Source organism: Agrobacterium genomosp. 13 str. CFBP 6927 (assembly GCA_900012615.1).
In the GTDB taxonomy this organism is placed as follows: Bacteria; Pseudomonadota; Alphaproteobacteria; order Rhizobiales; family Rhizobiaceae; genus Agrobacterium.
On record LT009757.1, the window covers coordinates 1,315,974 to 1,342,447 of the forward strand.

Annotated in this window: 23 protein-coding genes; 19 read left to right on the top strand and 4 right to left on the bottom strand. The window is 60.1% G+C overall.

The window, feature by feature from the left end; genetic code table 11:
- Window positions 1-36: 36 nt before the first annotated feature.
- From AGR13A_RS20385 to AGR13A_RS20425, 8 genes are all read left to right on the top strand, one after another.
- Entirely contained in the window at window positions 37-651 is a 615-nt protein-coding gene (locus AGR13A_RS20385; protein ID WP_080840370.1) for a nucleoside 2-deoxyribosyltransferase, read from the top strand.
- Window positions 648-1,397 (top strand): SDR family oxidoreductase, encoded by a 750-nt coding sequence (locus AGR13A_RS20390; RefSeq protein ID WP_035223623.1) that lies wholly within the window; start codon window positions 648-650, stop codon window positions 1,395-1,397. The genes AGR13A_RS20385 and AGR13A_RS20390 overlap by 4 nt, the downstream gene beginning before the upstream one ends.
- Window positions 1,398-1,951: 554 nt before the next feature.
- On the top strand, window positions 1,952-3,139 hold the full coding sequence (locus tag AGR13A_RS20400; protein ID WP_080839010.1) for a M24 family metallopeptidase: 1,188 nt from the start codon (window positions 1,952-1,954) through the stop codon (window positions 3,137-3,139).
- Between the two features lie 120 nt (window positions 3,140-3,259).
- A complete protein-coding gene (locus AGR13A_RS20405; RefSeq protein WP_080839012.1) occupies window positions 3,260-4,864 on the top strand; it encodes an ABC transporter substrate-binding protein in 1,605 nt (534 codons plus the stop codon).
- Window positions 4,865-4,926: 62 nt separating this feature from the next.
- Window positions 4,927-5,934 carry an ABC transporter permease subunit gene (locus AGR13A_RS20410; RefSeq protein ID WP_035223617.1) on the top strand — a complete coding sequence of 336 codons (1,008 nt, stop codon included), beginning with the start codon at window positions 4,927-4,929 and terminating at the stop codon, window positions 5,932-5,934.
- Window positions 5,931-6,845, top strand: a complete 915-nt coding sequence (locus AGR13A_RS20415) for an ABC transporter permease subunit (protein ID WP_035223614.1) — start codon at window positions 5,931-5,933, stop codon at window positions 6,843-6,845. The genes AGR13A_RS20410 and AGR13A_RS20415 overlap by 4 nt, the downstream gene beginning before the upstream one ends.
- Before the next feature lie 3 nt (window positions 6,846-6,848).
- A complete protein-coding gene (locus AGR13A_RS20420) occupies window positions 6,849-7,688 on the top strand; it encodes an ABC transporter ATP-binding protein (RefSeq protein WP_003498444.1) in 840 nt (279 codons plus the stop codon).
- Window positions 7,685-8,530 carry an ATP-binding cassette domain-containing protein gene (locus tag AGR13A_RS20425; RefSeq protein WP_003498445.1) on the top strand — a complete coding sequence of 282 codons (846 nt, stop codon included), beginning with the start codon at window positions 7,685-7,687 and terminating at the stop codon, window positions 8,528-8,530. Before AGR13A_RS20420 ends, AGR13A_RS20425 begins: the two co-directional genes overlap by 4 nt.
- Before the next feature lie 56 nt (window positions 8,531-8,586).
- Here AGR13A_RS20425 and AGR13A_RS20430 read toward each other — a convergent pair whose 3' ends face one another.
- Both AGR13A_RS20430 and AGR13A_RS20435 read right to left on the bottom strand, forming a co-directional pair.
- Window positions 8,587-10,056 (bottom strand): mannitol dehydrogenase family protein, encoded by a 1,470-nt coding sequence (locus AGR13A_RS20430; protein ID WP_080839014.1) that lies wholly within the window; start codon window positions 10,054-10,056, stop codon window positions 8,587-8,589.
- 124 nt (window positions 10,057-10,180) lie between these two features.
- Complete coding sequence (locus AGR13A_RS20435) at window positions 10,181-10,855, bottom strand: GntR family transcriptional regulator (protein ID WP_080840372.1); 675 nt, start codon at window positions 10,853-10,855, stop codon at window positions 10,181-10,183.
- Window positions 10,856-11,130: 275 nt separating this feature from the next.
- Between AGR13A_RS20435 and AGR13A_RS20440 the strand changes: the two genes are divergently transcribed.
- Window positions 11,131-12,249, top strand: a complete 1,119-nt coding sequence (locus tag AGR13A_RS20440) for a mandelate racemase/muconate lactonizing enzyme family protein (protein ID WP_080839016.1) — start codon at window positions 11,131-11,133, stop codon at window positions 12,247-12,249.
- A 186-nt stretch (window positions 12,250-12,435) separates the two neighbouring features.
- Here the strand turns inward: AGR13A_RS20440 and AGR13A_RS20445 are convergent, their stop codons facing one another.
- Together AGR13A_RS20445 and AGR13A_RS20450 are read right to left on the bottom strand one after the other, a co-directional pair.
- Entirely contained in the window at window positions 12,436-13,458 is a 1,023-nt protein-coding gene (locus AGR13A_RS20445) for an LLM class flavin-dependent oxidoreductase (protein ID WP_080839017.1), read from the bottom strand.
- Window positions 13,459-13,594: 136 nt separating this feature from the next.
- Entirely contained in the window at window positions 13,595-14,512 is a 918-nt protein-coding gene (locus AGR13A_RS20450; protein ID WP_080839019.1) for a LysR family transcriptional regulator, read from the bottom strand.
- A gap of 232 nt (window positions 14,513-14,744) precedes the next feature.
- Between AGR13A_RS20450 and AGR13A_RS20455 the strand changes: the two genes are divergently transcribed.
- The 10 genes from AGR13A_RS20455 to AGR13A_RS20500 all read left to right on the top strand — a co-directional run bounded on the left by AGR13A_RS20455 (window position 14,745) and on the right by AGR13A_RS20500 (window position 25,839).
- Window positions 14,745-15,953, top strand: coding sequence for an ABC transporter substrate-binding protein (locus tag AGR13A_RS20455; protein ID WP_080839021.1), 1,209 nt, complete (start codon window positions 14,745-14,747; stop codon window positions 15,951-15,953).
- Window positions 15,954-15,978: 25 nt separating this feature from the next.
- Window positions 15,979-16,764: an ABC transporter ATP-binding protein gene (locus AGR13A_RS20460; RefSeq protein WP_035223598.1), complete on the top strand. Its 786-nt coding sequence runs from the start codon at window positions 15,979-15,981 to the stop codon at window positions 16,762-16,764.
- Between the two features lies 1 nt (window position 16,765).
- Window positions 16,766-17,467 carry an ABC transporter ATP-binding protein gene (locus AGR13A_RS20465; protein WP_035223595.1) on the top strand — a complete coding sequence of 234 codons (702 nt, stop codon included), beginning with the start codon at window positions 16,766-16,768 and terminating at the stop codon, window positions 17,465-17,467.
- Window positions 17,468-17,469: 2 nt separating this feature from the next.
- Window positions 17,470-18,357 (top strand): branched-chain amino acid ABC transporter permease, encoded by an 888-nt coding sequence (locus AGR13A_RS20470; protein ID WP_035223592.1) that lies wholly within the window; start codon window positions 17,470-17,472, stop codon window positions 18,355-18,357.
- A gap of 1 nt (window position 18,358) precedes the next feature.
- Window positions 18,359-19,366: a branched-chain amino acid ABC transporter permease gene (locus tag AGR13A_RS20475; RefSeq protein ID WP_080839024.1), complete on the top strand. Its 1,008-nt coding sequence runs from the start codon at window positions 18,359-18,361 to the stop codon at window positions 19,364-19,366.
- Window positions 19,367-19,441: 75 nt separating this feature from the next.
- Window positions 19,442-21,037, top strand: coding sequence for a GMC family oxidoreductase (locus AGR13A_RS20480; RefSeq protein WP_080839026.1), 1,596 nt, complete (start codon window positions 19,442-19,444; stop codon window positions 21,035-21,037).
- A 13-nt stretch (window positions 21,038-21,050) separates the two neighbouring features.
- Window positions 21,051-21,935 carry a 3-hydroxyisobutyrate dehydrogenase gene (gene mmsB, locus AGR13A_RS20485; RefSeq protein WP_080839028.1) on the top strand — a complete coding sequence of 295 codons (885 nt, stop codon included), beginning with the start codon at window positions 21,051-21,053 and terminating at the stop codon, window positions 21,933-21,935.
- Complete coding sequence (locus AGR13A_RS20490; RefSeq protein ID WP_080839030.1) at window positions 21,932-23,887, top strand: acetoacetate--CoA ligase; 1,956 nt, start codon at window positions 21,932-21,934, stop codon at window positions 23,885-23,887. The genes mmsB and AGR13A_RS20490 overlap by 4 nt, the downstream gene beginning before the upstream one ends.
- 4 nt (window positions 23,888-23,891) lie before the next feature.
- Window positions 23,892-24,677 carry a 3-hydroxybutyrate dehydrogenase gene (locus AGR13A_RS20495; RefSeq protein WP_080839034.1) on the top strand — a complete coding sequence of 262 codons (786 nt, stop codon included), beginning with the start codon at window positions 23,892-23,894 and terminating at the stop codon, window positions 24,675-24,677.
- Window positions 24,678-24,795: 118 nt separating this feature from the next.
- Entirely contained in the window at window positions 24,796-25,839 is a 1,044-nt protein-coding gene (locus tag AGR13A_RS20500) for a helix-turn-helix domain-containing protein (RefSeq protein WP_080839037.1), read from the top strand.
- Window positions 25,840-26,474 lie beyond the last annotated feature (635 nt).

Genomic DNA, 26,474 nt, shown 5'->3' on the forward strand with positions numbered 1-26,474 from the left:
GGAAATCCTTTTCTTCCAGATTGCATGAAATTCCCGATGACAAAGAAAATCTATCTCGCCGGACCGGAAGTTTTCCTCCCGAACGCGCGTGAAATGCTTGATCTCAAGGCCGCGCTTGCGCGGGAAGCCGGTTTTGTGCCGCTATCGCCGGGTGATCTGCAAATCCCTCCGGCGGATACGAAGATCGGCCACGGTTGCAACATCAATGCCATCGATGAGCAGATGATGCTGGAAGCGGATGCGGTGATCGCCAATCTAACGCCGTTCCGCGGTATCGCCGCCGATACGGGAACGAGCTACGAACTTGGGTTCATGTGCGCGCTGGGCAAGCCGGTTTTCGCCTATACCAATGTCGCGGCCAATCATTTCACCCGCATCAAGGCGCATTACGGCGGTATTGCCGCAATTGACGAAACCGGCCGGTATCGCGGGCCGGAAGGGCTGTCGATCGAGAATTTCGACATGGTCGACAATCTCATGCTGCATGGCGGGATCGTGCGGCGCGGCGGCGTCATCATCGTCGGAAACGCGTCCGGGGAGGCGCTGTATACGGATCTGGACGCCTACAGGCGCTGCCTCGCTGTGGCCGCCGCAAAATTATTGACAGAGACTGACCCTGACAGAAGAAATCTAGCGGAGACATCATCATGAGCGGTACCATCCTCATCACCGGCGCTACATCCGGTTTCGGACAGGCCACGGCGCAGCGCTTCATCAAGGAAGGCTGGAAAGTCATCGGCACCGGCCGGCGGGCCGAACGGCTGGAAGCATCGGCGAAGGAACTCGGCTCCGCCTTTCATGGTGTCGCTTTCGACATCACAGATGAAGATGCGACACAAAAGGCGCTTGCGGCACTGCCGGAGGGTTTCCGGGACATCGACATCCTCGTCAACAATGCCGGCCTGGCGCTCGGTACGGCGCCTGCGCCGCAGGTGCCGCTGAAAGACTGGCAGACCATGGTGAACACCAACATCACCGGCCTCCTGAACATCACCCATCAGCTTTTGCCGACCCTGATCGACCGCAGGGGCATTGTCGTCAATCTTTCATCGGTGGCTGCGCATTGGCCCTATGCCGGCGGCAATGTCTATGCCGGCACAAAGGCCTTCCTGCGCCAATTCTCACTCGGTCTTCGCTCAGACCTGCATGGCAAGGGCGTACGGGTTACCTCCATCGAACCCGGCATGTGCGAAACCGAATTCACGCTGGTGCGAACCGGCGGCAACCAGGATGCCTCGGACAATCTCTATAAGGGCGTCAACCCGATCACGGCCGAAGATATCGCCAATACGATCTATTGGGTCGCCTCGCAGCCCAAGCATATCAACATCAACAGCCTCGAACTCATGCCGGTCAACCAGTCCTTTGCCGGTTTTCAGGTCTATCGGGAAAGCTGATTTCTCAGTGTATTCCGGGGAGTGCTGAAAAACAGAGCAGGATTTTTCGAGCTATGCAGAAATGCAATGCTGCATTGCGAGACTCGCTCTGTTAAAAAGCGCGGAAGTCGCTATATTCAAATCATCGAAGCGACGCACTCCTCCTCCCAGCGTCGCTCGATGTGGATCGGTGGCACTCCTCCTCCCAGTCGCCGATCAAGTTTGAAGCCTGCCGCACCTCCTCCCGCGGCAGGCTTTTTCCTTTTCTGGGCCTCATTTCCGAAGAGTCTCATGCGCGAGTTTCCGCGCACCGGCTATGTGCCGACGGTGCTTTTGCATCTTCCCCCATGGATTTCCGGGGGATTTCGGATTTCTCCGTCAAGGCGACGAGTGCGGAAATCGGACGCGTGTCGATCACGATTTCGTTATGTCTAGATGAATATGCACAGTTTTGTGGCGGTGGGCGGTGCTGGCCCATTGCTTAGCCTCCGGCCTGTGTTTAAGCATGGGCAAAAGAACGCTTGGGAGGTTGCCGGCACGCTTGTGTCTGTGCGCCCGAAAGCGGCGGGGAGAGAATGGCAGACTTTCAAGAGGCGCTGAAGCGGTTTCAGCCGATCGCGGTTTCATCGATCGCTGAAGACGAACTAAGGTTGCGACTACGCGGCCTGCAAGCGCGAATGATCCAGCAGAACATCAAGGCGGTCTGGCTCGATGCATCATCGTCGCTGACCTATTATACCGGCCTGTCGCTTGGTCTTTCCGAACGAATTCACGGCGTCCTGGTGCCGGCCGAAGGCGCCCCGGTCTATGTCAGCCCGACCTTCGAGGAGCCGAAGCTTCAGACCCTGATCCGTATTCCGGGTGAGGTCGTCGTTTGGGAAGAGGATGAAAATCCCTTTGACCTGATGACGACGCGTATCGACGCGCTTTCCTGTTCCGGCCATCTTGTCGCTATCGATCCAGCCACACCTTTTGTTTTTGCTTCGGCTTTGATGCAGCGTCTGGAAGGACGGATCATTTCCGCCCAGCCGCTGATCGTCGCCCAGCGACAGGTCAAGTCCGCCGCCGAAATCGCCCTTATCCAGACCGCCATGGATGCAAGCTATGGCGTGCAGAAGGCTGTGTTCGAGGGGCTGCGTCCGGGCGTTTCCACCACCGAAGTAGCTGATTTCGTTAACGCCGCCCATATTGCGCTTGGCCTGAAGCCGCTTTTCGTGGCGGTGCAGTTCGGCGAGGCGACGGCCTATCCGCATGGCGTGCCCTATGCGCAGACGCTGAATGAAGGCGACATGGTGCTGGTCGATCTCGGCGCCATTCTTCACGGCTACCGTTCGGATATCACCCGCACCTATGTTTTCGGCCAGCCGACGGATCGGCAGCGCTTTCTCTGGAACGCCGAACGCGATGCACAGGCTGCGGCCTTTAACGCGGCTAAGGTCGGCGCTGCCTGTTCGGATGTGGACAAGGCCGCGCGCGACAGTCTGAAAGCGGCCGGTTTCGGCCCGGATTATCAGCTTCCCGGACTGCCGCACCGCACCGGCCACGGGCTTGGGCTGGATATTCACGAAGAACCCTATATCGTTGCAGGAAATGCCACGGCGCTTGAGCCGGGCATGTGTTTTTCCATCGAGCCGATGCTTTGCGTTTATGGGGAATGCGGCGTCCGTCTCGAGGACATTGTTTATATGACGGAGGCTGGACCGCGCTGGTTCTGCCCTCCGGAGAAGAACCTCGACCGGCTGTTTCAGCCGGTCGCCGGGTAATTGGTCGGGAGGCAAAGGACCGAACAGCGACACGGGGGTTCCCGCGTCGCTGCTGACCAGAAGAGGTAGGCCCCCGGACGGGGCCGCAGGAACTCAGAAAAAGAGGGAAAGGACCACCAGATGAAAACGCTGACCCGCAGTTTGCTTATCGCCTCTGCGCTTGCGATTACTTCCGCCGTGCCTGCCATGGCGAAGACCTTCGTTTATTGCTCCGAGGCGTCGCCGGAAGGCTTCGATCCGTCGCCCTACACCGCCGGCGGCACCTTCGATGCCTCCGCGCATCCGGTCTACAACCGTCTGACCGAGTTCAAGAAGGGCACGACCGAAGTTGAGCCGGGCCTTGCTGAAAAATGGGATGTTTCGAGCGATGGCCTCGAATACACCTTCCACCTGCGCAAGGGTGTGAAGTTCCACTCCAACGACAAGTTCACGCCGAGCCGCGATTTCAACGCCGATGACGTGATCTTCAGCTACAACCGCCAGGGCGACGCGAAGAACCCGTGGAACCAGTATATCGCAGGTATCACCTACGAATATTACAACTCCATGGAAATGCCGTCGCTGATCAAGGAAATCGTCAAGGTTGACGATTACACGGTCAAGTTCGTGCTGACGCGCCCGGAAGCGCCGTTCCTCGCCAACATCGCCATGCCTTTCGCTTCGATCGTGTCGAAGGAATATGCCGATGCGCTCGACAAGGCCGGCACCAAGGAAGACTTCAACAACCTGCCGATCGGCACCGGTCCGTTCAAGTTCGTCGCCTATCAGAAGGACGCGGTCATCCGCTACCAGAAGAATGCCGACTACTGGGGTGACGCGCCGAAGATCGACGATCTGATCTTCGCAATCACGCCGGATGCCGCCGTTCGCCTGCAGAAGCTGAAGGCCGGCGAATGCCACCTGATGCCTTATCCGGCACCGGCTGACCTTGCCGCCATCCGCGCCGACAAGAACCTCAAGCTCGATGAACAGCCGGGCCTGAACGTTGCCTACTTCGCCTACAACACCACTGTTGCACCTTTCGACAAGCCGGAAGTGCGCAAGGCGCTGAACATGGCGATGAACAAGCAGGCGATCATTGACGCCGTGTTCCAGGGCGCAGGCCAGGTTGCCAAGAACCCGATCCCGCCGACCATGTGGTCCTACAACGACAGCATCAAGGACGATGCCTACGATCCGGAAGCTGCCAAGAAGGCTCTCGAAGCCGCTGGCGTCAAGGATCTGTCGATGAAGATCTGGGCAATGCCGGTGCAGCGCCCCTACATGCCGAACGCCCGCCGCACGGCCGAACTGATCCAGTCGGATTTCGCGAAGGTCGGTGTCAAGGCCGAGATCGTCTCCTTCGAATGGGGTGAATACCTCAAGAAGTCGACCGAAGTGAACCGTGACGGTTCCGTCATCCTCGGCTGGACCGGCGACAACGGTGACCCGGACAACTTCATGGGCGTTCTGCTCTCCTGCGCCGCAACCGGCGAAGGCGGTGCGAACCGTGCTCAGTGGTGCAACAAGGAGTTCTCCGAGCTGCTGTCCAAGGCAAAGCAGACCACTGACGTTGCCGAGCGCACCAAGCTTTATGAGCAGGCGCAGGTGATCTTCAAGGAACAGGCTCCGTGGGCGACGCTTGCGCACTCCACGCAGTTCGTTCCGATGTCTGCCAAGGTTTCCGGCTTCACCATGAGCCCGCTTGGCGACTTCACCTTCGAATCCGTCGACATCGCGGAGTAATCCCAAGTAACAGGACGCGCGGAAGAACTCGGTTCTTCCGCGCGTCTTTTCAGGAAAAAACCATGATCCGGTTCATTTTCGGCAAACTTCTCTATCTCGTTCCGACTTTTCTCGGGATTACCATTGTCGCCTTTGCCTTCGTTCGCGTCCTGCCGGGAGATCCCGTGCTGTTGATGGCGGGTGAGCGCGGCATTTCACCCGAACGGCATGCGCAGCTTGCCGAGCAGCTCGGCTTCAGCCAGCCAATCTGGCAGCAATATCTCCATTTTCTCGGGCGGCTGCTTCAGGGTGATCTCGGCAATTCGCTGGTCACCAAGAAACCCGTTCTGACCGAGTTCCTGTCGCTCTTCCCCGCGACGGTCGAGCTTGGCCTCGTCGCCATCATCATCGCAACGCTGATCGGTGTGCCGGTGGGCGTCATCGCCGCCATCCGCCGTGGCTCCTGGTTCGACCAGATTTCCATGACGACCGCGCTGGTGGGCTTCTCCATGCCGATCTTCTGGTGGGGACTGCTGCTCATCATCATGTTCTCCGGCATCCTGCAATGGACGCCGGTGTCGGGCCGCATCTCGCTGATGTATTTCTTCCCCTCCGTCACCGGTTTCATGCTGATCGACAGCCTGATTTCGGGGCAAAAGGGCGCCTTCGCCTCGGCCTTGTCGCATCTCATCCTGCCCTCGGTGGTGCTTGCCACCATTCCGCTTGCGGTCATTGCGCGCCAGACGCGCTCGGCAATGCTGGAGGTCCTGAGTGAGGATTACGTGCGCACCGCGCGTGCCAAGGGCATGTCGCCCTCCCGCGTCGTCGGTATCCATGCGCTGCGTAACGCCATGATCCCGGTCATCACCACCATCGGCCTGCAGATTGGCGTGCTGATGGCGGGCGCGATCCTGACCGAAACCATCTTTTCCTGGCCGGGTATCGGCAAGTGGATGATCGATTCCATCTCGCGCCGCGACTATCCCGTCGTGCAGAGCGGCCTGCTTCTGATTGCGGGTCTGGTAATGGTCGTCAACCTGCTCGTCGATCTGACCTATGGCCTCATCAATCCGAGGATCCGTCACAAATGAGCGATGTGACCACCACCCCCGGCGTCCGTCTTTCGGACGCCGCCATCCGCCGCCGGATGATCGCCGATTTCTGGTTCTACTTCCGCCAGAACCGTGGCGCCGTCATCGGTCTCGCCGTCTTCCTTCTTCTGGTGCTGGTGGCGGTTTTTGCGCCGCTCATCGCGCCGCATGATCCGACGCAGCAATATCGCGACGCTCTGCTCGTTCCGCCCGTATGGCAGGATGGCGGCCGCGCCGGCTTCTTCTTCGGCACCGATGCGGTCGGTCGCGACATGCTGTCCCGGCTGATCTACGGTGCGCAATATTCGCTGTTCATCGGCGTCGTCGTCGTCTCCATCGCCCTTGTCGGCGGTATCGTCATCGGTCTCGTCGCCGGTTTCTTTGGCGGCTGGGTCGATACCGTCATCATGCGCGTGATGGACGTCATCCTGGCGTTTCCGTCGCTGCTTCTGGCGCTGGTGCTGGTCGCGATCCTGGGGCCTGGTCTCACCAATGCCATGATCGCCATCGCCATCGTCTACCAGCCGCATTTCGCGCGTCTGACGCGTGCGGCTGTCATGAGCGAGTTGCGCCGTGAATATGTCACGGCCGCCCGTGTGGCGGGTGCCGGCAATTTCCGGCTGATGTTCAAGACCATCCTGCCAAACTGCCTTGCGCCATTGATCGTGCAGGCGACGCTTTCCTTCTCGTCCGCCGTTCTTGATGCGGCGGCTCTCGGCTTCCTCGGCATGGGCGCGCAGCCGCCCGCCTCCGAATGGGGCACGATGCTGGCCGAGGCCCGCGAGTTCATCCTGCGCGCCTGGTGGGTCGTTACCCTTCCGGGTCTCACGATCCTCGTATCGGTGCTCGCCATCAACCTGATGGGCGACGGGCTGCGCGATGCGCTCGATCCCAAACTGAAGCGGAGCTGACCGATGAGCCTGCTGAAAATCAAGAACCTCACCGTCAAGTTCGCCACGGCCACCGGCGCGTTCACGGCCGTCAACGGCATCGACGTGTCCGTGGACAAGCACGAAGTGCTCGCCATCGTCGGCGAGTCCGGTTCGGGCAAGTCGGTATCGATGCTCGCCGTGATGGGGCTTCTGCCCGATACGGCGACGATTACCGCCGACGAGATGACCTTCGACGGCACGAACCTGCTGGCGATGACGCCGCAGGAGCGTCGCAAGCTGATCGGCCGCGAGATCACCATGATCTTCCAGGAGCCGGTCGCTTCGCTCAACCCGTCGTTCACAGTCGGTTTCCAGATCGAGGAGGTGCTGCGCCTCAATCTCGGCATGGGCCGCTCCGCCGCGCGGGCGCGGGCGCTCGAACTGTTCCGGGCCGTCGGTATTCCCGATCCGGAAACCAAGCTTAATGCCTATCCGCACCAGATGTCCGGTGGGCAGTGCCAGCGTGTGATGATCGCGATCGCAATCGCCTCCAAACCGCGTCTGCTGATCGCCGACGAGCCGACGACCGCGCTCGACGTGACGATCCAGAAACAGATACTCGATCTGTTGATGAACCTGCAGGAAGAATATGGCATGGCGCTGATCCTCATCACCCATGACATGGGTGTTGTGGCGGAAACCGCAGACCGCGTCGTGGTGCAATATAAGGGCCGCAAGATGGAGGAGGCGGATGTCTTAAGCCTCTTCGAAGCCCCGCAGCATCCCTATACCAAGGCATTGCTTTCGGCCCTGCCGGAAAATGCGACCGGTGACCGCCTGCCCACGGTTTCCGATTTCTTCGGCAAGGAGGGCGTTCAATGAGCATCGTTGTCGAAGGCAAGGGCATTACCCGCCATTATCACGTTCCGGGCGGCCTGTTTGGCGGCGCCAAGACGGTTCAGGCGCTGAAGGGCATCGATTTCGCTGTCGAGCGTGGCAAGACGCTCGCCATCGTCGGGGAATCCGGTTCGGGCAAGTCGACGCTTGCGCGTATCATAGCGCTGATCGATCCGGCATCCGGCGGCGAGCTGAAGATTGATGGCCAGCCGGTCGATATCGCCAAGCGTCGTCCCGGTACCGACATGCGCTCCAAGGTGCAGATGGTGTTCCAGAACCCCTATGGCAGCCTCAATCCGCGCCAGAAGGTGGGCGACGTGCTGATGGAACCGCTCGTCATCAATACAAAGATGCCGGCTTCCGAGCGTCGCGAGCGGGCTGAAGCCATGCTGGTGAAGGTGGGCCTTGGGCCGGAACACTTCAACCGCTATCCGCACATGTTCTCTGGCGGCCAGCGCCAGCGCATCGCCATTGCACGGGCGTTGATGCTCAATCCGGCACTTCTGGTGCTGGACGAACCAGTCTCGGCGCTCGATCTGTCGGTACAGGCGCAGGTGCTGAACCTGCTCAGGGATCTGCAGGAAGAGTTCGAACTCACCTACGTCTTCGTCAGCCACGATCTTTCCGTGGTCCGTTATATCGCCGATGACGTGATGGTCATCTCGAAGGGCGAGGCCGTGGAGCAGGGAACGCGCGAGGAACTGTTCGCCGATCCCAAACACGCCTATACACGCCAGCTTTTTGCAGCCACGCCGATCACGGATGTCGACGCCATCCGCGCCCGCGTGGAACGCCGCAAGGCGGCACGGCAGGCCGCGACGGCTTGAGTGATTTTTACCGGTGAGTAAAGTTGGGCAGGCCGGATTTCCGGCCTGTTCTTTTTTCAGGACTTTAAAAACTTGCCGATGGCCCCCAGCGCGCCATTTTCCCGAATATTGCGATAAGCGGCCTTCAGGGTTGAGACGAAGGTCTCGTTTTCAGGAAGGTCCTCGCCAAATGTGCGCCCGAAGGTGAGAAAACGGTCGACGACGGAATCGGGCGGCATTGTCAGTTGGTCCGGGGCATCCCATTCCTTGAAAGCAGGATCGAGAATGGTGATCGGCTGAGCCTTTTCATCCCTGTCCGCGCAGGACCGGATCCACAGGGCGACCGCGAAAATGACGGCCCTGCTTTCGGCCTTCTCTTCCAGCAATTCGCGTAAGGGGGCGAGAATGCGCAGCGGCACTTTCTGCGAAGCGTCGGAGGCGATCTGCATCGTCCTGTGTTGCAGGGAAGGGTTGGCGAAACGCTCCCGCAGGCCAGCCACGAATTCCGCGCCGTCGACGGCGGGATCGAGTGTCCGGTCGATCTCGCGCCAATAGGCATCGATGAAATCGCGCACAAGCGTTTCGGCCCAGGCATCGGCCACCGTCGCAAGGCCCGCGATCTGGCCGATGGCCGCGATGGCGCTGTGGGAACCGTTGAGCATTCTGAGCTTCATATGCTCATATGGTTCGACATTGCCGACAAATTCCACGCCCGATTTTTCGAGCGCCGGCCTTCCATGCGGAAAATTGTCCTCGATGACGAAGCGGAAATAGGGCTCGGCCACCACGGGCCAGGCATCGCGCGCACCAAGTGCCGTTGATACCGCATCCCGATCCTTATCGGTGGTTGCGGGAACGATCCGGTCCACCATCGAGCAGGGGAAGGCAATATTGGTTTCGATGAATGTTGCCAGCTCCTTGTCCGCAAGGCTCGCAAATTCCAGCAGCAGCTTTCGCAGCACATGTCCGTTGGCCGGCAGGTTGTCGCAGGGCAGAAGCGTCAGCGGCAGGGAGCCCTCAGCGCGCCTGCGCCTTGTGGCGGCAAGAATGAAACCGAAGATGGAACGCGGCCGGTCCGGATTTTGAAGATCATGGAGAATATCGGGGTGATCGCGCAGCAGGCTTCGGGATGCGAGATTGGTCAGATAACCCTTCTCCGTCACCGTCAGCGTCACGATAAGGACGCGCGGATCGGAGAGCCGTTCCACCAGCCGTTCGGGGTCCTCAGGTGCGACGATGGTTTCGAGGATGGAGCCGATGACGCGCAGGCGCTCGCTTTCTCCGTCACGCAGGCAGAAGGTGTAGAGATTATCCTGCGGCTCTATGGCGTCGCGGGTGTCCGGGCTTCTGAGCGATGCGGCGACAATGCCCCATTGCGTCTCGCCGCGGTTGAGGCAATCGTCGATGAAAACCGCCTGATGCGCGCGGTGAAAGGCGCCGACGCCAAGATGCACGATGCCCGGTGTCGCGGTCTGGCGGTCATAGGCGGGTGTTGCGACGGATTGCGGCAGGCGAGGCAGGGCGGCAGCGGAAAGCCTGTCTGTCATCGATGCGACTTTCCCGTTCCGAATGAGAAATCCGTGGCATGGGCCACTGGAATTGCGGCGTCCGGGTTTTCGCCCATGATGTCAGTTCCTCCCGTTTTATCTGAATGGCGGTATTTTGAATGGATCAGGCGCGAGCCTCTTTGAGTATGCGTACCTGGCGCAGCGTATTCTGCCGGCTGCGCTCGAGATGCCGCCACAGGGCGTCGATGATTTGGGCCTTGCTTCCGGCGGCAATGGCATCGGCAATATTCTGGTGCTCCTCGACCGAGCGGGCATAGTCGCCGAGGATCGACACGAAAACCGTATGGGTCTGGTCGAGAATGCGCTCATGCGAACCGGAAATGACCGGAATGCGTGCGGCCGAAACCAGATCGGTGTGAAAGCGGCGGTCGTAAAAAAGCGCCTTCGACAATTCGTCGAGGGTCGTGCCTTTGGCAAATTCGCGATGTTTTACGAGGCTTTGCAGAAGCTGCGCATGCAGCGCTTCATCCAGTTGCCCGGCGTCGAAGGCCACTTCCACGGCACCTTTTTCCAGCAGCATTCTGGCGGCGTAGAGTTCCTCCACGTCCTCCACCGTAAAATCACGCACCACCATGCCGCGCCGGGAGGAATTGACCACCAGCCCGTCCGCCTCGAGTTTAAGGCAGGCTTCCTTGACCGGCGTCGGGCTGATGCCGAGATCGGCGGCAAGCTCATTGGGCAGCAGGCGCTCGCCGCCGCGCAATCTGCCGCTGACGATGCGTGCCCGCAGTTCCTGATGCGCCTGTTCGGCGAGTGTGACTTTGACCAGCGTGTTCATGGAAACATCATCGCTCAGCTTTACGAGGCAGGCAATGGTCAAATATTAAAAATAAAAATTTTTATTTTACAATGGTCGTTTTTCCGTTAGCTCTATCGGTCATCGGAAGCTGGCTGCTGGAGGAGGGCGGTCTGGCGTTCCCCTGAAGGGCGCTCTTGCGGTCAATGACTGCGGGGTGAGGATTTTCCGGCGGCCAACCGTCGGGCTTCGATCAGGAAGGGGCATCCGTTTATTCCTCCTCAAAGGCCGCTCAAGCGTCGAGGAACTGACCGATCATGAAAATAACCGCTGTCGAACCTTTCATCCTGCATTTGCCGCTGACCTCGGAGTCGATTTCCGATTCCACCCACAGCATCACTCACTGGGGCGTCGTCGGCGCAAAAATCACCACTAGTGACGGTCTCGAGGGCTATGGGTTCACCGGCACCCATGCACATTTGCCATCGGACAGGCTGATCACATCCTGCATCAGCGATTGTTATGCGCCCCTGCTGGTGGGGGAGGACGCCTCCGACCATTCGCGGCTCTGGATGAAACTTGCCCGTTACCCGGCATTGCAATGGGTTGGCCGTGCAGGCATCACGCATCTGGCGCTGGCCGCGGTCGATGTGGCGCTCTGGGATCTGAAGGCGAAAAAGGCGGGCGTGCCGCTCTGGCATTACCTGGGCGGCGCGCGCACTGCCGGGGTGGAAGCCTATAATACCGATATCGGCTGGCTTTCCTTCACGCTGGAGAAGCTGCTGGCGGGCAGCGCCAAGGCGGTGGAGGAAGATGGCTTCACCCGCCTGAAGCTCAAGGTCGGGCATGACGATCCGAATATCGACATTGCGCGGCTTGCAGCCGTCCGCAAACGCGTCGGCTCTTCCGTCAGGATTGCGATTGACGGCAATGGCAAGTGGGACCTGCCGACCTGCCAGCGCTTCTGCGTGGCGGCGAAAGATCTGGATATCTACTGGTTCGAGGAGCCGCTTTGGTATGACGATGTCACGAGCCATGCGCGGCTGGCGCGGAATACGTCCATTCCCATCGCGCTCGGGGAGCAGCTCTATACGGTGGATGCGTTCCGCTCATTCATCGATGCGGGTGCGGTTGCCTATGTCCAGCCGGATGTGACCCGGCTCGGCGGCATCACCGAATATATCCAGGTCGCCGACCTTGCACTCGCCCGTCGCCTGCCCGTCGTGCCGCATGCCGGCGAGATGAGCCAGGTGCATGTACATCTGAGTTACTGGCATCCGGCCTCGACCATTCTCGAATATATTCCGTGGATCAAGGATCATTTCGAAGAACCGATCCATGTTCGCGACGGCGTTTACAAGCGGCCCGAGCTTCCGGGCGCCAGCACTACGCCTCTGGCCGAAAGCATTGCCCGCTATGGCAAATCGGTGAAATGAGCAGCCGGGCATAGCCCATATTGCAGGGAAGGCAAAACGCGTCCTCCGTCATACCGGCCTTGAGCCGGTATCCAGCCACGGCGCGTCTGCGCCGTGAAAAGAGTCTTTCGCGATCAAGGACTTGATCGCGCTGGACCCTGGATCAAGCCCGGGGTGACGGAGTGCGGATGATGTAATTTTCCAAATTTAGCGCCAGCCAAGTGCGGGCGCCACTTGCTTGAGGATCGCCTCGATCACATGGGCGTTGTATTCGACGCCTAGCTGGTTCGGCACGGTGAGAAGCAGCGTGTCGGCCTCGGCGATGGCCTCGTCGGCTTTCAGCTGTTCGATCAGTTTTTCGGGCTCGGCGGCATAGCTGCGCCCGAAGATCGCGCGCGTCTTGTCGTCGATATAACCGATCTTGTCGTCACCCTCGTTGCCATAACCGAAATAGGACCGGTCGCGATCATTGACGAGCGCAAAGATGCTGCGGCTGACCGACACACGCGGCTCGCGGCTGTGACCTGCTTCCTTCCAGGCTTCCCGGAAGGTGCGGATCTGCTGCGCCTGCTGGATATGGAAGGGCTCGCCCGTTTCGTCCGTCTTCAGGGTGGAACTTTGCAGATTCATGCCAAGCTTTGCCGCCCACACTGCCGTGGCGTTGGAACTGGAACCCCACCAGATGCGCTCGCGCAGCCCTTCGGAATGCGGCTCCAGCCGCAGAAGGCCGGGCGGATTCGGGAACATCGGTCGCGGGTTCGGCTCAGCGAAACCTTCGCCCTTCAAGAGTTCGAGGAAGACCTCGGTATGCTGCCGCGCCATATCCTCTTCGCTCTGGCCTTCAGCGGGGCGGTAACCGAAATAACGCCAGCCGTCGATCACCTGTTCCGGCGAACCGCGGCTGATACCGAGTTGCAGGCGGCCGCCGGCGATGAGATCGGCAGAACCTGCGTCTTCAGCCATGTAGAACGGGTTTTCATAACGCATGTCGATGACGCCGGTGCCGATCTCGATGCTTTTCGTTCTGGCGCCCACCGCGGCCAGAAGCGGGAAGGGGGAAGCCAGCTGACGGGCGAAATGGTGCACGCGGAAATAGGCGCCGTCGGCTCCCAGCTCTTCCGCCGCGACAGCGAGATCGATCGATTGCAGCAGGGTATCGGCAGCCGAGCGGGTCTGCGACTGGGGCGAGGGCGTCCAGTGGCCGAAGGATAAAAATCCGATCTTTTTCATGATGACCTTCCAGATGTCGGAGGATGCCGGCTTTCACAAACCGGCTTCGTTGTTGTCAGTCATATAGGCAATGGCGCGCATCCTCCAATCCGCCGCCCGTAAACACGGTGTCGCCGAAATGTGAACGATGGCTGCTTCAGGCAATCGTCTTGCGGTCGAGGATGAAGAGATTTTCGTGGGCGCGCGCGGTGGTGAGAATGAAGTCCATCAGCGAGCGGACGCGCGGCACGTTGGCAAAGTCCTGATGGCTCGTCAGCCAGTAGCCCCGTCGCAGTTCCACTTCCCCGGCAAGCACCATTTGCAAATCGGGAAAGCGCGCGGCGATGAAATTCGGCAATATGCAAAGGCCGCGGCCGCTGAGAGTAGCGGTCAGCTGGGCAAAAATGCTCGATGACTGGAAGTTGGGCCTGAGGCCGGGCAGCACATCGCGCATATAGTCTAGACCCGGCGAAAAGATCAGGTCCTGTACGTAACCGATGAAGAAATGATCGAGCAGGTCCTCGCGCTTGGTGATTTTCGGTCGCCCGGCCAGATAGGAACGCGAGGCATAGATATGCAGTGTGTAATCGATGATCTGTTCGTTGATATAGGGACCGGCTTTCGGTGGGTCGAGCGTGACCGCGACATCGGCCTCCTTTCTCGATAGCGCCATGATCTGCTGGATCGTCACCATCTCCACCATGATGTGGGGATGCGTGATGGCGAAGTCCTTCAGCCTTTCAACGAAGAAAAAATTGGAAAAACCTTCCGGTGCGCTGAGCCGCACCACGCCGCGCAGCAGGCTGCCGCTTTCGGAAATATCCGATTGCAGTCTTTCCGCTTCCGCCTCGATACGCTCGACCGTATCCACCAGCCGCCGGCCGACGGTCGTGAGTTCATAACCGCGCGGGTTTCGCTCGAACAGCTTGGTTTTAAGCGAGAATTCCAGCCGGTCGATATGGCGGGAGACGGTGGCGTGGCTGGTGCGCAGGCTTCGGGCTGCCGATGAGAGCTGCCCGGTGCGGGCCACGGCCAGAAAATATTGCAGGTCGTCCCAGGTAAAAGGGGTGGCCATTTTCGTCTCCCATCAAGAGTTCTGTTCAAAAATGAACAGTTCCTGTTCGCAATTTGATGATGCCCCGCTCTTGTGTCAACGGCCGAATTCGAGAAGTCTAGGCTCAGGATGCATCGCTTTGAGGAGGGCGGTGTGACCATTCGGGTGCAATGGCATGGAAGCCCGCAGGCGGTTTCGTTCACCGTTGCACAGACCCATCTGAGGCTCGCAATCATCTCTGGGAGGAGAAGTCATGCGCAAGAGTATCCTTTTATCCACGGCCATGGCACTAGCCGCGGGCACCGCCGCTTATGCCGCCGAGATTTCCGACGGCAAGGTCAAGATCGGCATCCTGAACGACCAGTCGGGCGTCTATGCCAACTTCGGCGGCAAATATTCTTACGAGGCCGCGAAGATGGCGGTCGAGGATTTCGGCGGCAAGGTGCTCAATGCGCCGGTGGAAGTGGTGACCGCCGACCACCAGAACAAGGCGGATGTCGCCTCCAATATCGCCCGCCAATGGTACGACACCGAACAGGTCGATTCGATCATGGAATTGACGTCGTCGTCGGTGGGCCTCGCCGTACAGGCGCTTTCCAAGGACAAGAAGAAGATCACCGTCAATACGGGTGCGGCAACGACCGAGCTGACGGGCAAACAATGCAGCCCCTATGGTTTCCACTGGGCCTATGACACCTATTCGCTGGCGGTCGGCACCGGCGGCGCGCTCGTCAAGCAGGGCGGTGACAGCTGGTTCTTCCTGACCGCCGACTATGCTTTCGGTTATTCGCTGGAAGAAAACACCGGCAATTTCGTCAAGGCCAATGGCGGCAAGGTGCTGGGTTCCGTGCGCCATCCGCTGGCCACGACGGATTATTCCTCCTTCCTGCTGCAGGCGCAGTCTTCGGGCGCGAAGGTCATCGGCCTTGCCAATGCCGGTCTCGATACCTCCAACGCCATCAAGCAGGCGGCCGAATTCGGTATCGTGGCGGGCGGCCAGCGGCTTGCGGCGCTTCTCTTCACGCTTGCCGAAGTCCACGGCCTCGGTCTCGAAGCGGCTCAGGGGTTGACGCTGACGGAAGGTTTTTATTGGGACCGCGATGATGAATCGCGCAAGTTCGGCGAGCGTTTCAAGGAACGCACCGGCGCCATGCCAAACATGGTTCATGCCGGCACCTACTCCGCCGTGCTGCACTACCTGAAGGCCATCGAAAAGGCCGGTACGGATGATGCCGATGCCGTCGCCAAGGCCATGAAGGAAATGCCTGTCAACGACGTCTTCTCGAAGGACGGCCATGTGGCCGCCAATGGCCGCATGATCCACGACATGTATCTCATGGAAGTGAAGAAGCCGGAGGAAAGCAAGCAGCCGTGGGATTATTACAAGGTACTTGCCACCATCCCCGGCAAGGAAGCCTTCATGGACCCCGCAAAGAGCGGTTGCCCGCTGGTAACGCAGTAAAAAAGAATAAAAAGGGGAAAGCTTGATGACGATCGCTCCCGCCCTTGCCGGGCAGGCCGAACCTCGCGTCGTTCTTTCGGCGCGCGGTCTCTCCAAGACCTTCGGCGCATTCGCGGCCGTGAAAAACGTCGATCTCGACGTCCACCATGCCCGCGTGCATGCGCTTATCGGTCCGAACGGTGCCGGCAAAACCACGGTCTTCAACCTGTTGACCAAGTTTCTCCAGCCGACAGGCGGGGCGATCACCTTCATGGGAACGGACATAACAAGGACGCCGCCGGACAAGGTGGCGCGTCTCGGCCTCGTCAGGTCTTTCCAGATATCGGCGGTGTTTCCGCATCTGACGGTTCTGGAAAATGTGCGGGTGGCGTTGCAGCGGCCCAACAGCCTTGCAACGCAGTTCTGGCTGCCGCTCTCCTCGCTCGACAGGCTGAACGCCCGCGCCGAGGAGCTGATCGCCATGGTCGGCCTGACACGGGAAAAACATGCGCTTGCGGCCGATCTTTCTTACGGCCGCAAGCGGGTCCTCGAAATCGCCACCACGCTGGCGCTCGATCCGAAGGTTCTGCTGCTCGATGAACCGATGGCCGGCATGGGCGGCGAGGATGTCGCCCACGTCGCCGAACTCATCCGTGAGGTGGCAAAGACACGCGCGGTGCTGATGGTCGAACATAATCTGAAAGTCGTGGCCGATATTTGCCACCACGTCACGGTCTTGCAACGCGGTGAAATTCTGGCGGAGGGCGATTATGCCGCCGTTTCCGCCGATCCGCGTGTGCGCACGGCCTATATGGGCACGGAGGAGGCTTGATATGGCGGCAATGCTCGAAGTCTCCAACCTGAAGTCCTGGTATGGTGAAAGCCAGGCCCTGCACGGCGTCGATCTCACCGTCGGCGAGGGTGAAACCATCACCATTCTCGGCCGCAACGGTGTCGGTAAAACCACGACGCTGCGCACCATCATGGGCATCATCCGCAACCGCAAGGGTTCCATCAAGCTCGGCGGCAAGGATATGATGCCGGTGCCGCTGCATCGCACGGCGAAATATGGCCTCGGTTTCGTGCCGGAAGAGCGCGGCATCTTCGCGACGCTGAGTGTCGAGGAAAATCTGAAGCTGCCGCCCGTCGTTGCATCTGGCGGCATGACGCTCGATGAAATCTACGAGCTGTTTCCCAATCTTTATGAACGTCGGGCGAGCCCCGGCACGAAACTCTCCGGTGGCGAGCAGCAGATGCTGGCCATGGCGCGAATCCTGCGCACCGGGGTCAAGGTGCTGCTGCTTGATGAGCCGACCGAGGGACTTGCCCCTGTTATCGTCCAGCGCATCGGCGAGGTGCTGAAGACACTGAAGAGCCGCGGCATGACCGTGGTTCTGGTCGAGCAGAATTTCCGTTTCGCCAGCCGCATCGCCGACCGCTTCTACCTGATGGATCATGGCCAGATGGTCGGCAATTTTCCGGTGGGCGAGCTTTCCGGCCGCATGGGCGAACTCAACAAAGTGCTGGGGGTTTAACGATGACGATGATCTTCGGCGTTCCAATTCAGGCGCTCCTCGGGCAATTGCTGATCGGCCTCATCAACGGTTCGTTTTATGCCCTGCTGTCGCTCGGTCTCGCCGTCATTTTCGGCCTGTTGCGCGTCATCAATTTTGCGCATGGCGCGCAATATATGCTCGGCGCTTTTGTGGCCTTCCTCGGCCTGCAATATTTCGGCATCAATTTCTGGGTGGCGCTGGTGGTGACGCCGCTTGTCGTGGCGCTTCTCGGTGCGATCGTCGAACGTCTCATGCTGTCGCGGCTTTACGATCTCGATCCGCTTTACGGGCTGCTCTTCACCTTCGGCCTGGCGCTGGTGGTGGAAGGCACGTTCCGCTGGCTTTATGGCGCTGCTGGCCAGCCCTATTCGGTTCCGCCGCAGCTTGCCGGTGGCACCAATCTCGGCTTCATGTTCCTGCCGAACTACCGCGCTTTCGTCGTCGTCATTTCGCTGGTCGCCTGCATTGCGACATGGGCGCTGATCGAAAAAACGAGACTTGGCTCCTATCTGCGGGCCGCGACGGAAAACCCGACGCTGGTGCAGGCTTTTGGCATCAACGTGCCGGTACTGCTGACGCTGACCTACGCATTGGGTGCCGGCCTTGCAGGCTTCACCGGCGTGCTGGCGGCGCCGATCTATCAGGTCTCGCCCTTGATGGGCACCAACCTCATCATCGTCGTTTTTGCCGTGGTCGTGGTTGGCGGCATGGGGTCGATCATGGGTGCCATTGTCACCGGTTACATGCTCGGCATTGCGGAGGGCCTTACCAAGGTGTTCTACCCGGAAGCCTCCAACATCGTCATTTTCGTCATCATGGCCTTTGTGCTGCTCATCCGCCCCGCCGGACTTTTCGGAAAGGACGCCTGATATGTCCAAAGCCACCCATAGCCCCACCGCCGGAGCAATGCCGCAGACGGAGGTTTCGACGACTGCCGGCACCATCAAGACCGTGCTTATTCTCGCAGGGCTTGCCGTGCTCATCGCCGCGCCGATGTTCGTTTATCCGATCTTTCTGATGAAGCTCCTGTGCTTTGCGCTGTTTGCCTGCGCCTTCAATCTGCTGATTGGGTACACGGGCCTTCTGTCCTTCGGCCATGCGGCGTTTTTCGGCGGTGCCGCCTATTTCACCGCCTATTCGGTGAAGGAATGGGGCGTGACGCCCGAGATCGGCCTTGTCATCGGCATGGCGGGTGCGGCGCTGCTCGGTCTCGTCATCGGCTTCTTCGCCATCCGCCGCCAGGGCATCTATTTCGCCATGATCACGCTGGCGCTGTCGCAGATGTTTTATTTCTTCTGCCTTCAGGCGCCCTTCACCCATGGCGAGGACGGCTTGCAGGGCGTGCCGCGCGGCCATCTCTTCGGCCTTCTCGATCTCAATGCGCCGCTCAACATCTATTACACCGTGCTGGCCGCCTTTGTTCTCGCGCTTCTGGTTATCTGGCGTTTCGTCAACTCACCCTTCGGCATGATCCTGAAATCGATCCGCGAAAACGAGCAGCGCGCCATTTCGCTGGGCTACAGCGTGCAGCGCTACAAGCTCGGTGCTTTCGTGATGTCGGCGACGCTGGCCGGTCTTGCGGGCGGTCTGAAGGCGCTGGTCTTCCAGTTCGCGACGCTGACGGATGTGACCTGGCAGATGTCCGGCGAAGTGATCCTGATGACGCTGCTCGGCGGCATCGGCACCATGATCGGCCCGATTTTTGGCGCGGGTCTCGTCGTCACCCTGCAGAACTATCTCGCGACGTCCGATTTCCCGGTCACCATCATTACCGGCCTCGTTTTCATGGCCTGCGTTCTGGTGTTCCGGCGCGGTCTGATCGGCGAATTTTACGCGTCGCGGCTTGGGAGAAAACTCGGCTTCCAGCACCGCGGCTAAACATTTTTTGAAAACACTGGAAAGGCCTCCCCCGCGTCCGGGACGACGCGGCAAGGGCGGCGTATGGAGAAGAGTATGGGCGAATATGACTATATCGTCATCGGAGCGGGGAGTGCCGGATGCGTTCTCGCCAACCGCCTTTCGAAAGATCCGAACAACCGCGTGCTGCTGCTGGAAGCGGGCGGCAACGATAATTACCACTGGATCCACATTCCGGTCGGTTATCTCTATTGCATTAACAATCCGCGCACTGACTGGTGTTTCAAGACGGCGGAAGAGCCGGGGCTCAACGGTCGCTCGCTGATATATCCGCGCGGCAAGGTACTTGGCGGCTGCTCCTCCATCAACGGCATGATCTATATGCGCGGCCAGGCGCGCGATTATGATATGTGGCGGCAGCTTGGCTGCGAGGGTTGGGGATGGAACGATATCCTGCCCTATTTCCTGAAGTCGGAAGACTTTTATCGCGGCAAGAATGATCTGCATTCCGCCGGCGGCGAATGGCGGGTGGAGAAGGCGCGCGTGCGCTGGGATGTGCTGGATGCCTTCCAGAAGGCGGCGGGCGAGGCGGGTATTCCCGCGACCGATGATTTCAACCGCGGCGACAATGAAGGCGCCGGTTATTTCGACGTCAACCAGCGGGCTGGCTGGCGCTGGAACACGGCGAAAGCCTTTCTGAAACCGGCGCTTGGCCGCAAGAACCTGACGGTTCTGACCAAGGCCCATGTCAAGCGCCTGATCATCGAAGAAGGCCGTGTCACCGGCGTCGAGTTTCACCATGACGGCGTCCTGAAAAAGATGCGGGCGCGGCGCGAGACGGTGCTGTCCGCCGGCGCGATCGGCTCGCCGCATATTCTGGAGCTTTCCGGCGTCGGCCGTGGCGATGTGTTGCAGGCGGCCGGTATCGACACGGTGGCGGAGGTTCAGGGTGTGGGTGAAAACCTGCAGGATCATCTGCAGCTGCGCATGGTTTACAAGGTCTCCGGCGTTCTGACGCTGAATGAAAGGGCCTCCACCCTGTTCGGCAAGGCGCGGATCGGCCTCGAATATGCGCTGACGCGCTCCGGGCCGATGTCGATGGCGCCGAGCCAGCTCGGTGTCTTCACCCGTTCCTCGCCGGAAAAGGAAACCGCCGATCTGGAATATCATGTCCAGCCGGTTTCGCTCGACAAGTTCGGTGATCCGGTTCACACTTTCCCGGCCATTACCGCAAGTGTCTGCAATTTGCGGCCGGAAAGCCGGGGTTCAGTGCATGTGAAAGGACCGGATTTCGCCATGCAGCCGGAAATCCGCCCGAACTATCTTTCCACCGAAGGCGACCGCCAGGTGGCCATCGACGCCATGCGGCTGACACGCCGCATCGTCGCCCAGCCGGCCTTCGCGCGCTTCAAGCCGCAGGAATACAAGCCGGGTCCCTCCTTTGAGAACGACAATGATCTTGCAAAGGCGGCGGGCGATATCGGCACCACCATCTTCCACCCTGTCGGCACGCTGCGCATGGGGTCGGATATGGAAAGCGTGGTCGATGCGCGGCTGAAATTCCGCCGGCTCGCCGGGCTGCGCGTCGCCGATGCATCGGTGATGCCACGCATCACATCTGGAAATACCAATTCCCCGACGATCATGATTGCCGAAAAGGCCGCCGACATGATCCTTGCGGATAATCGCTGAAAGGAGCGCTCCGATGAAGACCGTCGCTTTTATCGGGCTGGGACATATGGGCCTGCCCATGGCCGCCAATCTCGTCAAGGCCGGATATGCCGTCAGGGGTCACGATCTTTCCGAAGCCTGCCGCGCGGCGGCGAGAGAGGCGGGCATTCCCGTTGCTGCGGATTCTGCCGAGGCTATCGAAGCGGCTGACGTGATCATCACCATGCTGCCGAAGGGCGAACATGTGGTTTCCGTCTATGGCGATCTGGTTAAAAAGATTTCTGCTGGCACGCTGCTTATCGACTGCTCGACGGTGGATATGGAAAGCGCGCTGAAGGCGCATGAACTGGCCGCTTCCGCCGGTTGCCCCTCGGTCGATGCGCCCGTTTCCGGCGGAACGGGCGGGGCTGCGGCGGGCACCCTGACCTTCATGTGCGGCGGCGAGGCTGCGGCCTTCTCTGCGGCAAAGCCGGTGCTGGAGGCGATGGGCAAGAAGATCGTGCATTGCGGCAAGGGTGGCAACGGCCAGGCGGCCAAAATCTGCAACAACATGATCCTCGGCATTTCCATGATCGCCGTTTCGGAAGCTTTTGTTCTGGGCGAAAAACTCGGGCTTTCGCATCAGGCGCTTTTCGATGTCGCCTCCACCTCTTCCGGGCAATGCTGGTCGCTCACCACCTATTGCCCGGTGCCGGGACCGGTGCCGACATCGCCCGCAAACAAGGATTACCAGCCCGGATTTGCCGCGGCCCTAATGCTGAAGGATCTGAAGCTTTCGCAGGAGGCCGCGAATGGAGCGGGGGCTTCCACCCCGCTCGGTGCGGCGGCGGCGGCGCTTTACGAGAACTTCGTCGGCGAAGGAAGCGGCGGGCGCGATTTTTCCGCCATCGTCGAAATGCTGCGCGGGAGCGAAGCATGACGGACGCCGCGCCATCCGACATCTTATGGGTGCCGCCGGAGAAGAGGCTGGAGCGCTCGGCGCTTTTCACCTTCGCGACGAAAACGGCAAAGCTGCACGGGCAGGCCGCCGATAACTATGCCGGCCTGCTGGGCTGGTCCATCGACGCGCCGGATGAATTTTACGATGCGCTGTGGGACGAACTCGGCATTATCGGCACGCGCGGCGACGTGGCGTTCGAACCGGGCGCGACGATCCGGGAGGCCGAGTTCTATCCGGGCGCAAGGCTCAATTATGCCGAAAACCTGCTGCGCGATGCCGATGAGCGGCTGGCTATCATCGCCCATCGCGACGATGGCACAAGGCGCGAGATTACCCGCAGAGAGCTTTACGACGAAGTGTCCCGCATGGTGCAGGCGCTTGCCCATGCCGGTGTGAGGCAAGGCGACCGCGTCGGGGCCATCGTCACCCATGATATCGAGGCGATCGTCAGCTATCTGGCTGTCAGCGCCATTGGGGCGATCTGGTCCTCCTGCTCGCCGGATTTCGGGCCGGCGGGAGCCTCCGACCGTCTGTCGCAGATCGGCCCGAAAATCCTCATCGCCGTGCCGGAATATGGTTATGCCGGCAAACGCATCGATGTCGGCCCGACCATTCGGGCGGTGGCGGAAAGTGCGGCTCCTGAAAGGATCGTGCTGATCGGCGATGCCGTTCCCGAAAGCCTTGCCGATCTCGGCTGCGTGACGCTTAAGGATTTCGTCGCGCCTTATGCGGCGGGTGAGATTGCCTTTAACCGTCTGCCCGTCAAGTCGCCGCTGGCGATCCTTTATTCCTCGGGCACCACCGGCAAGCCGAAATGCATCACCCATTCCGGCGGCGGTTTGCTTCTTCAGCACATGAAGGAGCTGAAACTGCAATGCGATATTCAGGAAGGGGAGCGCTTTTTCTATTTCACCACCTGCGGCTGGATGATGTGGAACTGGCAGGTCTCCGGTCTGGCGCTTGGCGCTACTCTGGTAACCTATGACGGCAATCCAGGTTATCCGACATCCGCACGGCTGATCGATCTCATCGACGCCGAGCGGATCGCCACTTTCGGCACGTCGGCGAAGTTTATCGACGCCTGCCTGAAGGCCGGGCTGAAGCCGCGCGAAAGCCGCGATCTTTCATCGCTACGGACAATTCTCTCCACCGGCTCGCCGCTCATCCCGCAATCCTTCGATTATATCTATCGCGACTGGAAGGCCGACGTGCACCTCGCCTCCATTTCCGGCGGCACGGATATCTGCGCCTGTTTTCTCGGCGGTAACCCTTTGCAGCCGGTGCATCGCGGCGAATTGCAGGGTGCGATGCTCGGCATGGATATCGATACACTGGATGATGAGGGGCGTTCCGTTCGCGGCGTTGCCGGTGAACTGGTCTGCCGCAATGCCCATTTGTCCATGCCGGTCAAATTCTGGGGCGATGAGGATGGTTCTCGCTATCAGGCTGCCTATTTCGACCGGTTCCCCGGAATATGGGCGCATGGTGATTTTGCCGAAATGCGCCCCTCCGGCGGTTATGTCATCCATGGACGTTCGGATACGACGCTCAATCCCGGCGGGGTTCGCATCGGCACGGCCGAAATCTACCGGCAGGTGGAGACCGTGCCTGAAGTCGAGGAGGCGATTGCCGTGGGGCAGGATATCGACGGTGATCAGCGGGTCATCCTCTTCCTGCGCATGAAGGGCAGTGCGGCCCTGACGGAAGAGCTGGAAAAGACCATCCGCAGCCGCATCCGTTCGGGTGCCACACCGCGGCATGTGCCGGCAAGGATCATTGCGGTCAGCGCCATTCCCCGCACGCGCTCCGGCAAGATTTCCGAAATCGCGGTGCGTGACACCATCCATGGCCGGCCGGTGAAGAATGCCGATGCGCTTGCCAATCCCGAAGCGCTCGAACTTTTCCGCAACCTGCCGCAGCTGAAGGACTAGGCCGATGGAGGACCAACCGAAAACCGTGCTCGTCACGGGTTCCACCAGCGGCATCGGGCTCGCCATCGCCAAACGTTTCGCCGAGGCGGGGTATCTGGTCGCGGTGCATGGCATAGAGACGGCCGAGGAGGCGACGCAGGCGCTGGAGGCGGTCGCGAAGGTGGCGCGGCACAGGCCGGTCTATTTTGCCGCCAACCTCGCCAATTATGATGAAAGCGCCCATCTGCCGGAAACCGTCATCGCCGAATTCGGTCATATTGACGTCCTCGTCAACAATGCCGGCATCCAGAAAGTCGCGCCGATCGATGAGTTCGATTTTGCCGATTTCTCCCATATTGTTGCTATCTCGCTCGACAGTGCCTTTCACACCATCCGTGCGGCCTTGCCGGGCATGAAGGAAAGGGGTTGGGGCCGCATCGTCAACATTGCTTCCGCACACGGCCTGCGTGCTTCGCCCTTCAAGGGCCCTTATGTGGCGACCAAACATGCGGTGGTGGGCCTGACGAAAAGCGTGGCGCTGGAAGTCGCCGAACTCGGCATCACCTGCAACGCCATCTGCCCCGGTTATGTCTGGACGCCGCTTGTCGCGGCCCAGGTTGCCGATCAGGCGCGCGTGCATGGCATGAGCGAGGAGGATGTGGTGAAAAAGGTGATGCTTGCGCCGCAGCCGACCAGGCGGTTTGTGCAACCGGAAGAAGTGGCGGAAATGGCGCTTTATCTCTCCGGCGATATGGCGCGCTCCATCACCGGCACCACCATCTCCATCGATGGCGGCTGGACCGCGAAATAATTTTCGCGCACGCGCTTGAAGCGAACCGTCTCATCGGCTTCCGGCATTGTTGAGCGGTTTCAATCCTGTATAGTTTTCGTGGACGGCGGGGTCAGCGCCGTGTTCACGGAAAAGCGTCATGATGAACACAGGGTCTTTTGAAGCGCCGCTGGCGCGCTCCCGCTTCGATACGCGCCAGGTGCCGAAACGCGACGCCATGGGGCTTTGGCGGGATTCGATCAATGTGCTGTTCGATGCCCGCCTGCGTCGCCCGCAGGATGACGGTTTCTTCGCCAGCGTCGATGCGGCTTTCATCGGCAATGTCGCGCTCGGCCGCACCCAGTCTTCGGCGCAGGATTTCGACCGTTCGCGTCACAAGCTTGCCCGCGACGGCATGGACGGTTTTCTCCTGCAATTCTACGCCAGCGGACAAAGCATGTCGCGACGTGGATCGGGCGAGACCGCAGGCCCCGGCGACCTCTATCTCATCGACATGGCGCAACCGCTGGCCACTGCGACGACAGACCACGACCATCTCAGCCTTGTTGTGCCGCGCCGGCTGCTGGAAGGCAGGCTTGTCGGTTCCGGCAATCATCATGAACGTGTGCTGCCGGCCGGTCTGCCGCTGGTATCGCTGCTGCGCGAAACGATGACGAGCATCTATCGCCATTTCGACGTGATGAGCGCCAGTGAGGGCGCAGCCACGGTCTCGCCGCTTCTGGACCTTGCCGCAGCCGCCATCAACAATCATGTCGGGCACGACAATGCGCAGGGCGTGCAGCGGGCGCTCAGGGCATCCATCCGGCGCTATATCGACAATCACCTGCTCGATCCGGCCCTGTCGGTGGAAAAGGTGATGGGCGAATTCGGCGTATCGCGACGCACCGTCTATCGGCTTTTCGAGCCGCTGGGCGGGTTTTCGGCCTGCATCACCCATCGGCGTCTTGAACGTGCAATGGATTTCCTGCGGGCACCGCAATCGGCACATATGACGATTGCCGAGGTGGCGGCGTCCTATGGTTTCACCAATCCGGAAAATTTCAGCCGCGTCTTCAAGAAGACCTTCGGTCTTTCGCCGCGCCAGATGCGCCATTTCGCATCGGAAAGCCGTGACGTCACGTCGGATATTCTGAAGCCTGATAGTGCGGAATGGACACGCTGGATCGTGCAGCTCGGCCGCTGATCACGCTTTGCCGGGCTTTATCTGACACTTTATGACGGTTTGTTGGCACAATTCGACCATTCGCTGCGGTTGCGTCGCAACGGGGATGTGCAGCTCGTCCAGACGTGCCAAATAAGGGGAAGTTATTTTATCGATATATTGCCTGACAATCATGATGTTGAGAATTCCTGCTTTTCTGGACCTTTGGCGTGGATGGCGCCATGCGGTTAAAAGATACCTTTCCTTTTCCGGCACCCGCTTTCATGCGGGAACATTGCCCCCGCCGTCGGCGAATTCCGACAACCCGCCAGACGATATCTGGGAAACGGATGGCGGTGGAACACGCCTGCCGGTCTCCTGGCTCGGCCTCGGGCAAAGCTTCAGCGCGGTGGATGTGGCAGAGGATGAGCGCGCGGAGAGGCCCCGTTTGCCGGCCGAGTGCGGTTAAAGTCGTTCTCCGGCGATCTGGAACAAAACCCTGACCCCGGGGATTAAATTTGCAGGGTTACAGGGAGTGAAAGACATGGCCAGAGAAAATGCCCGCTATCTCGACGGTCGGGATTCCCCGAAAAGCGTGACGGCAACACGGGCACGGCAAGGGTCCCAGGGACGGCCGGTGCTTGTCATTTTGATTGTCAGTGTACTTCTTGCGCTGG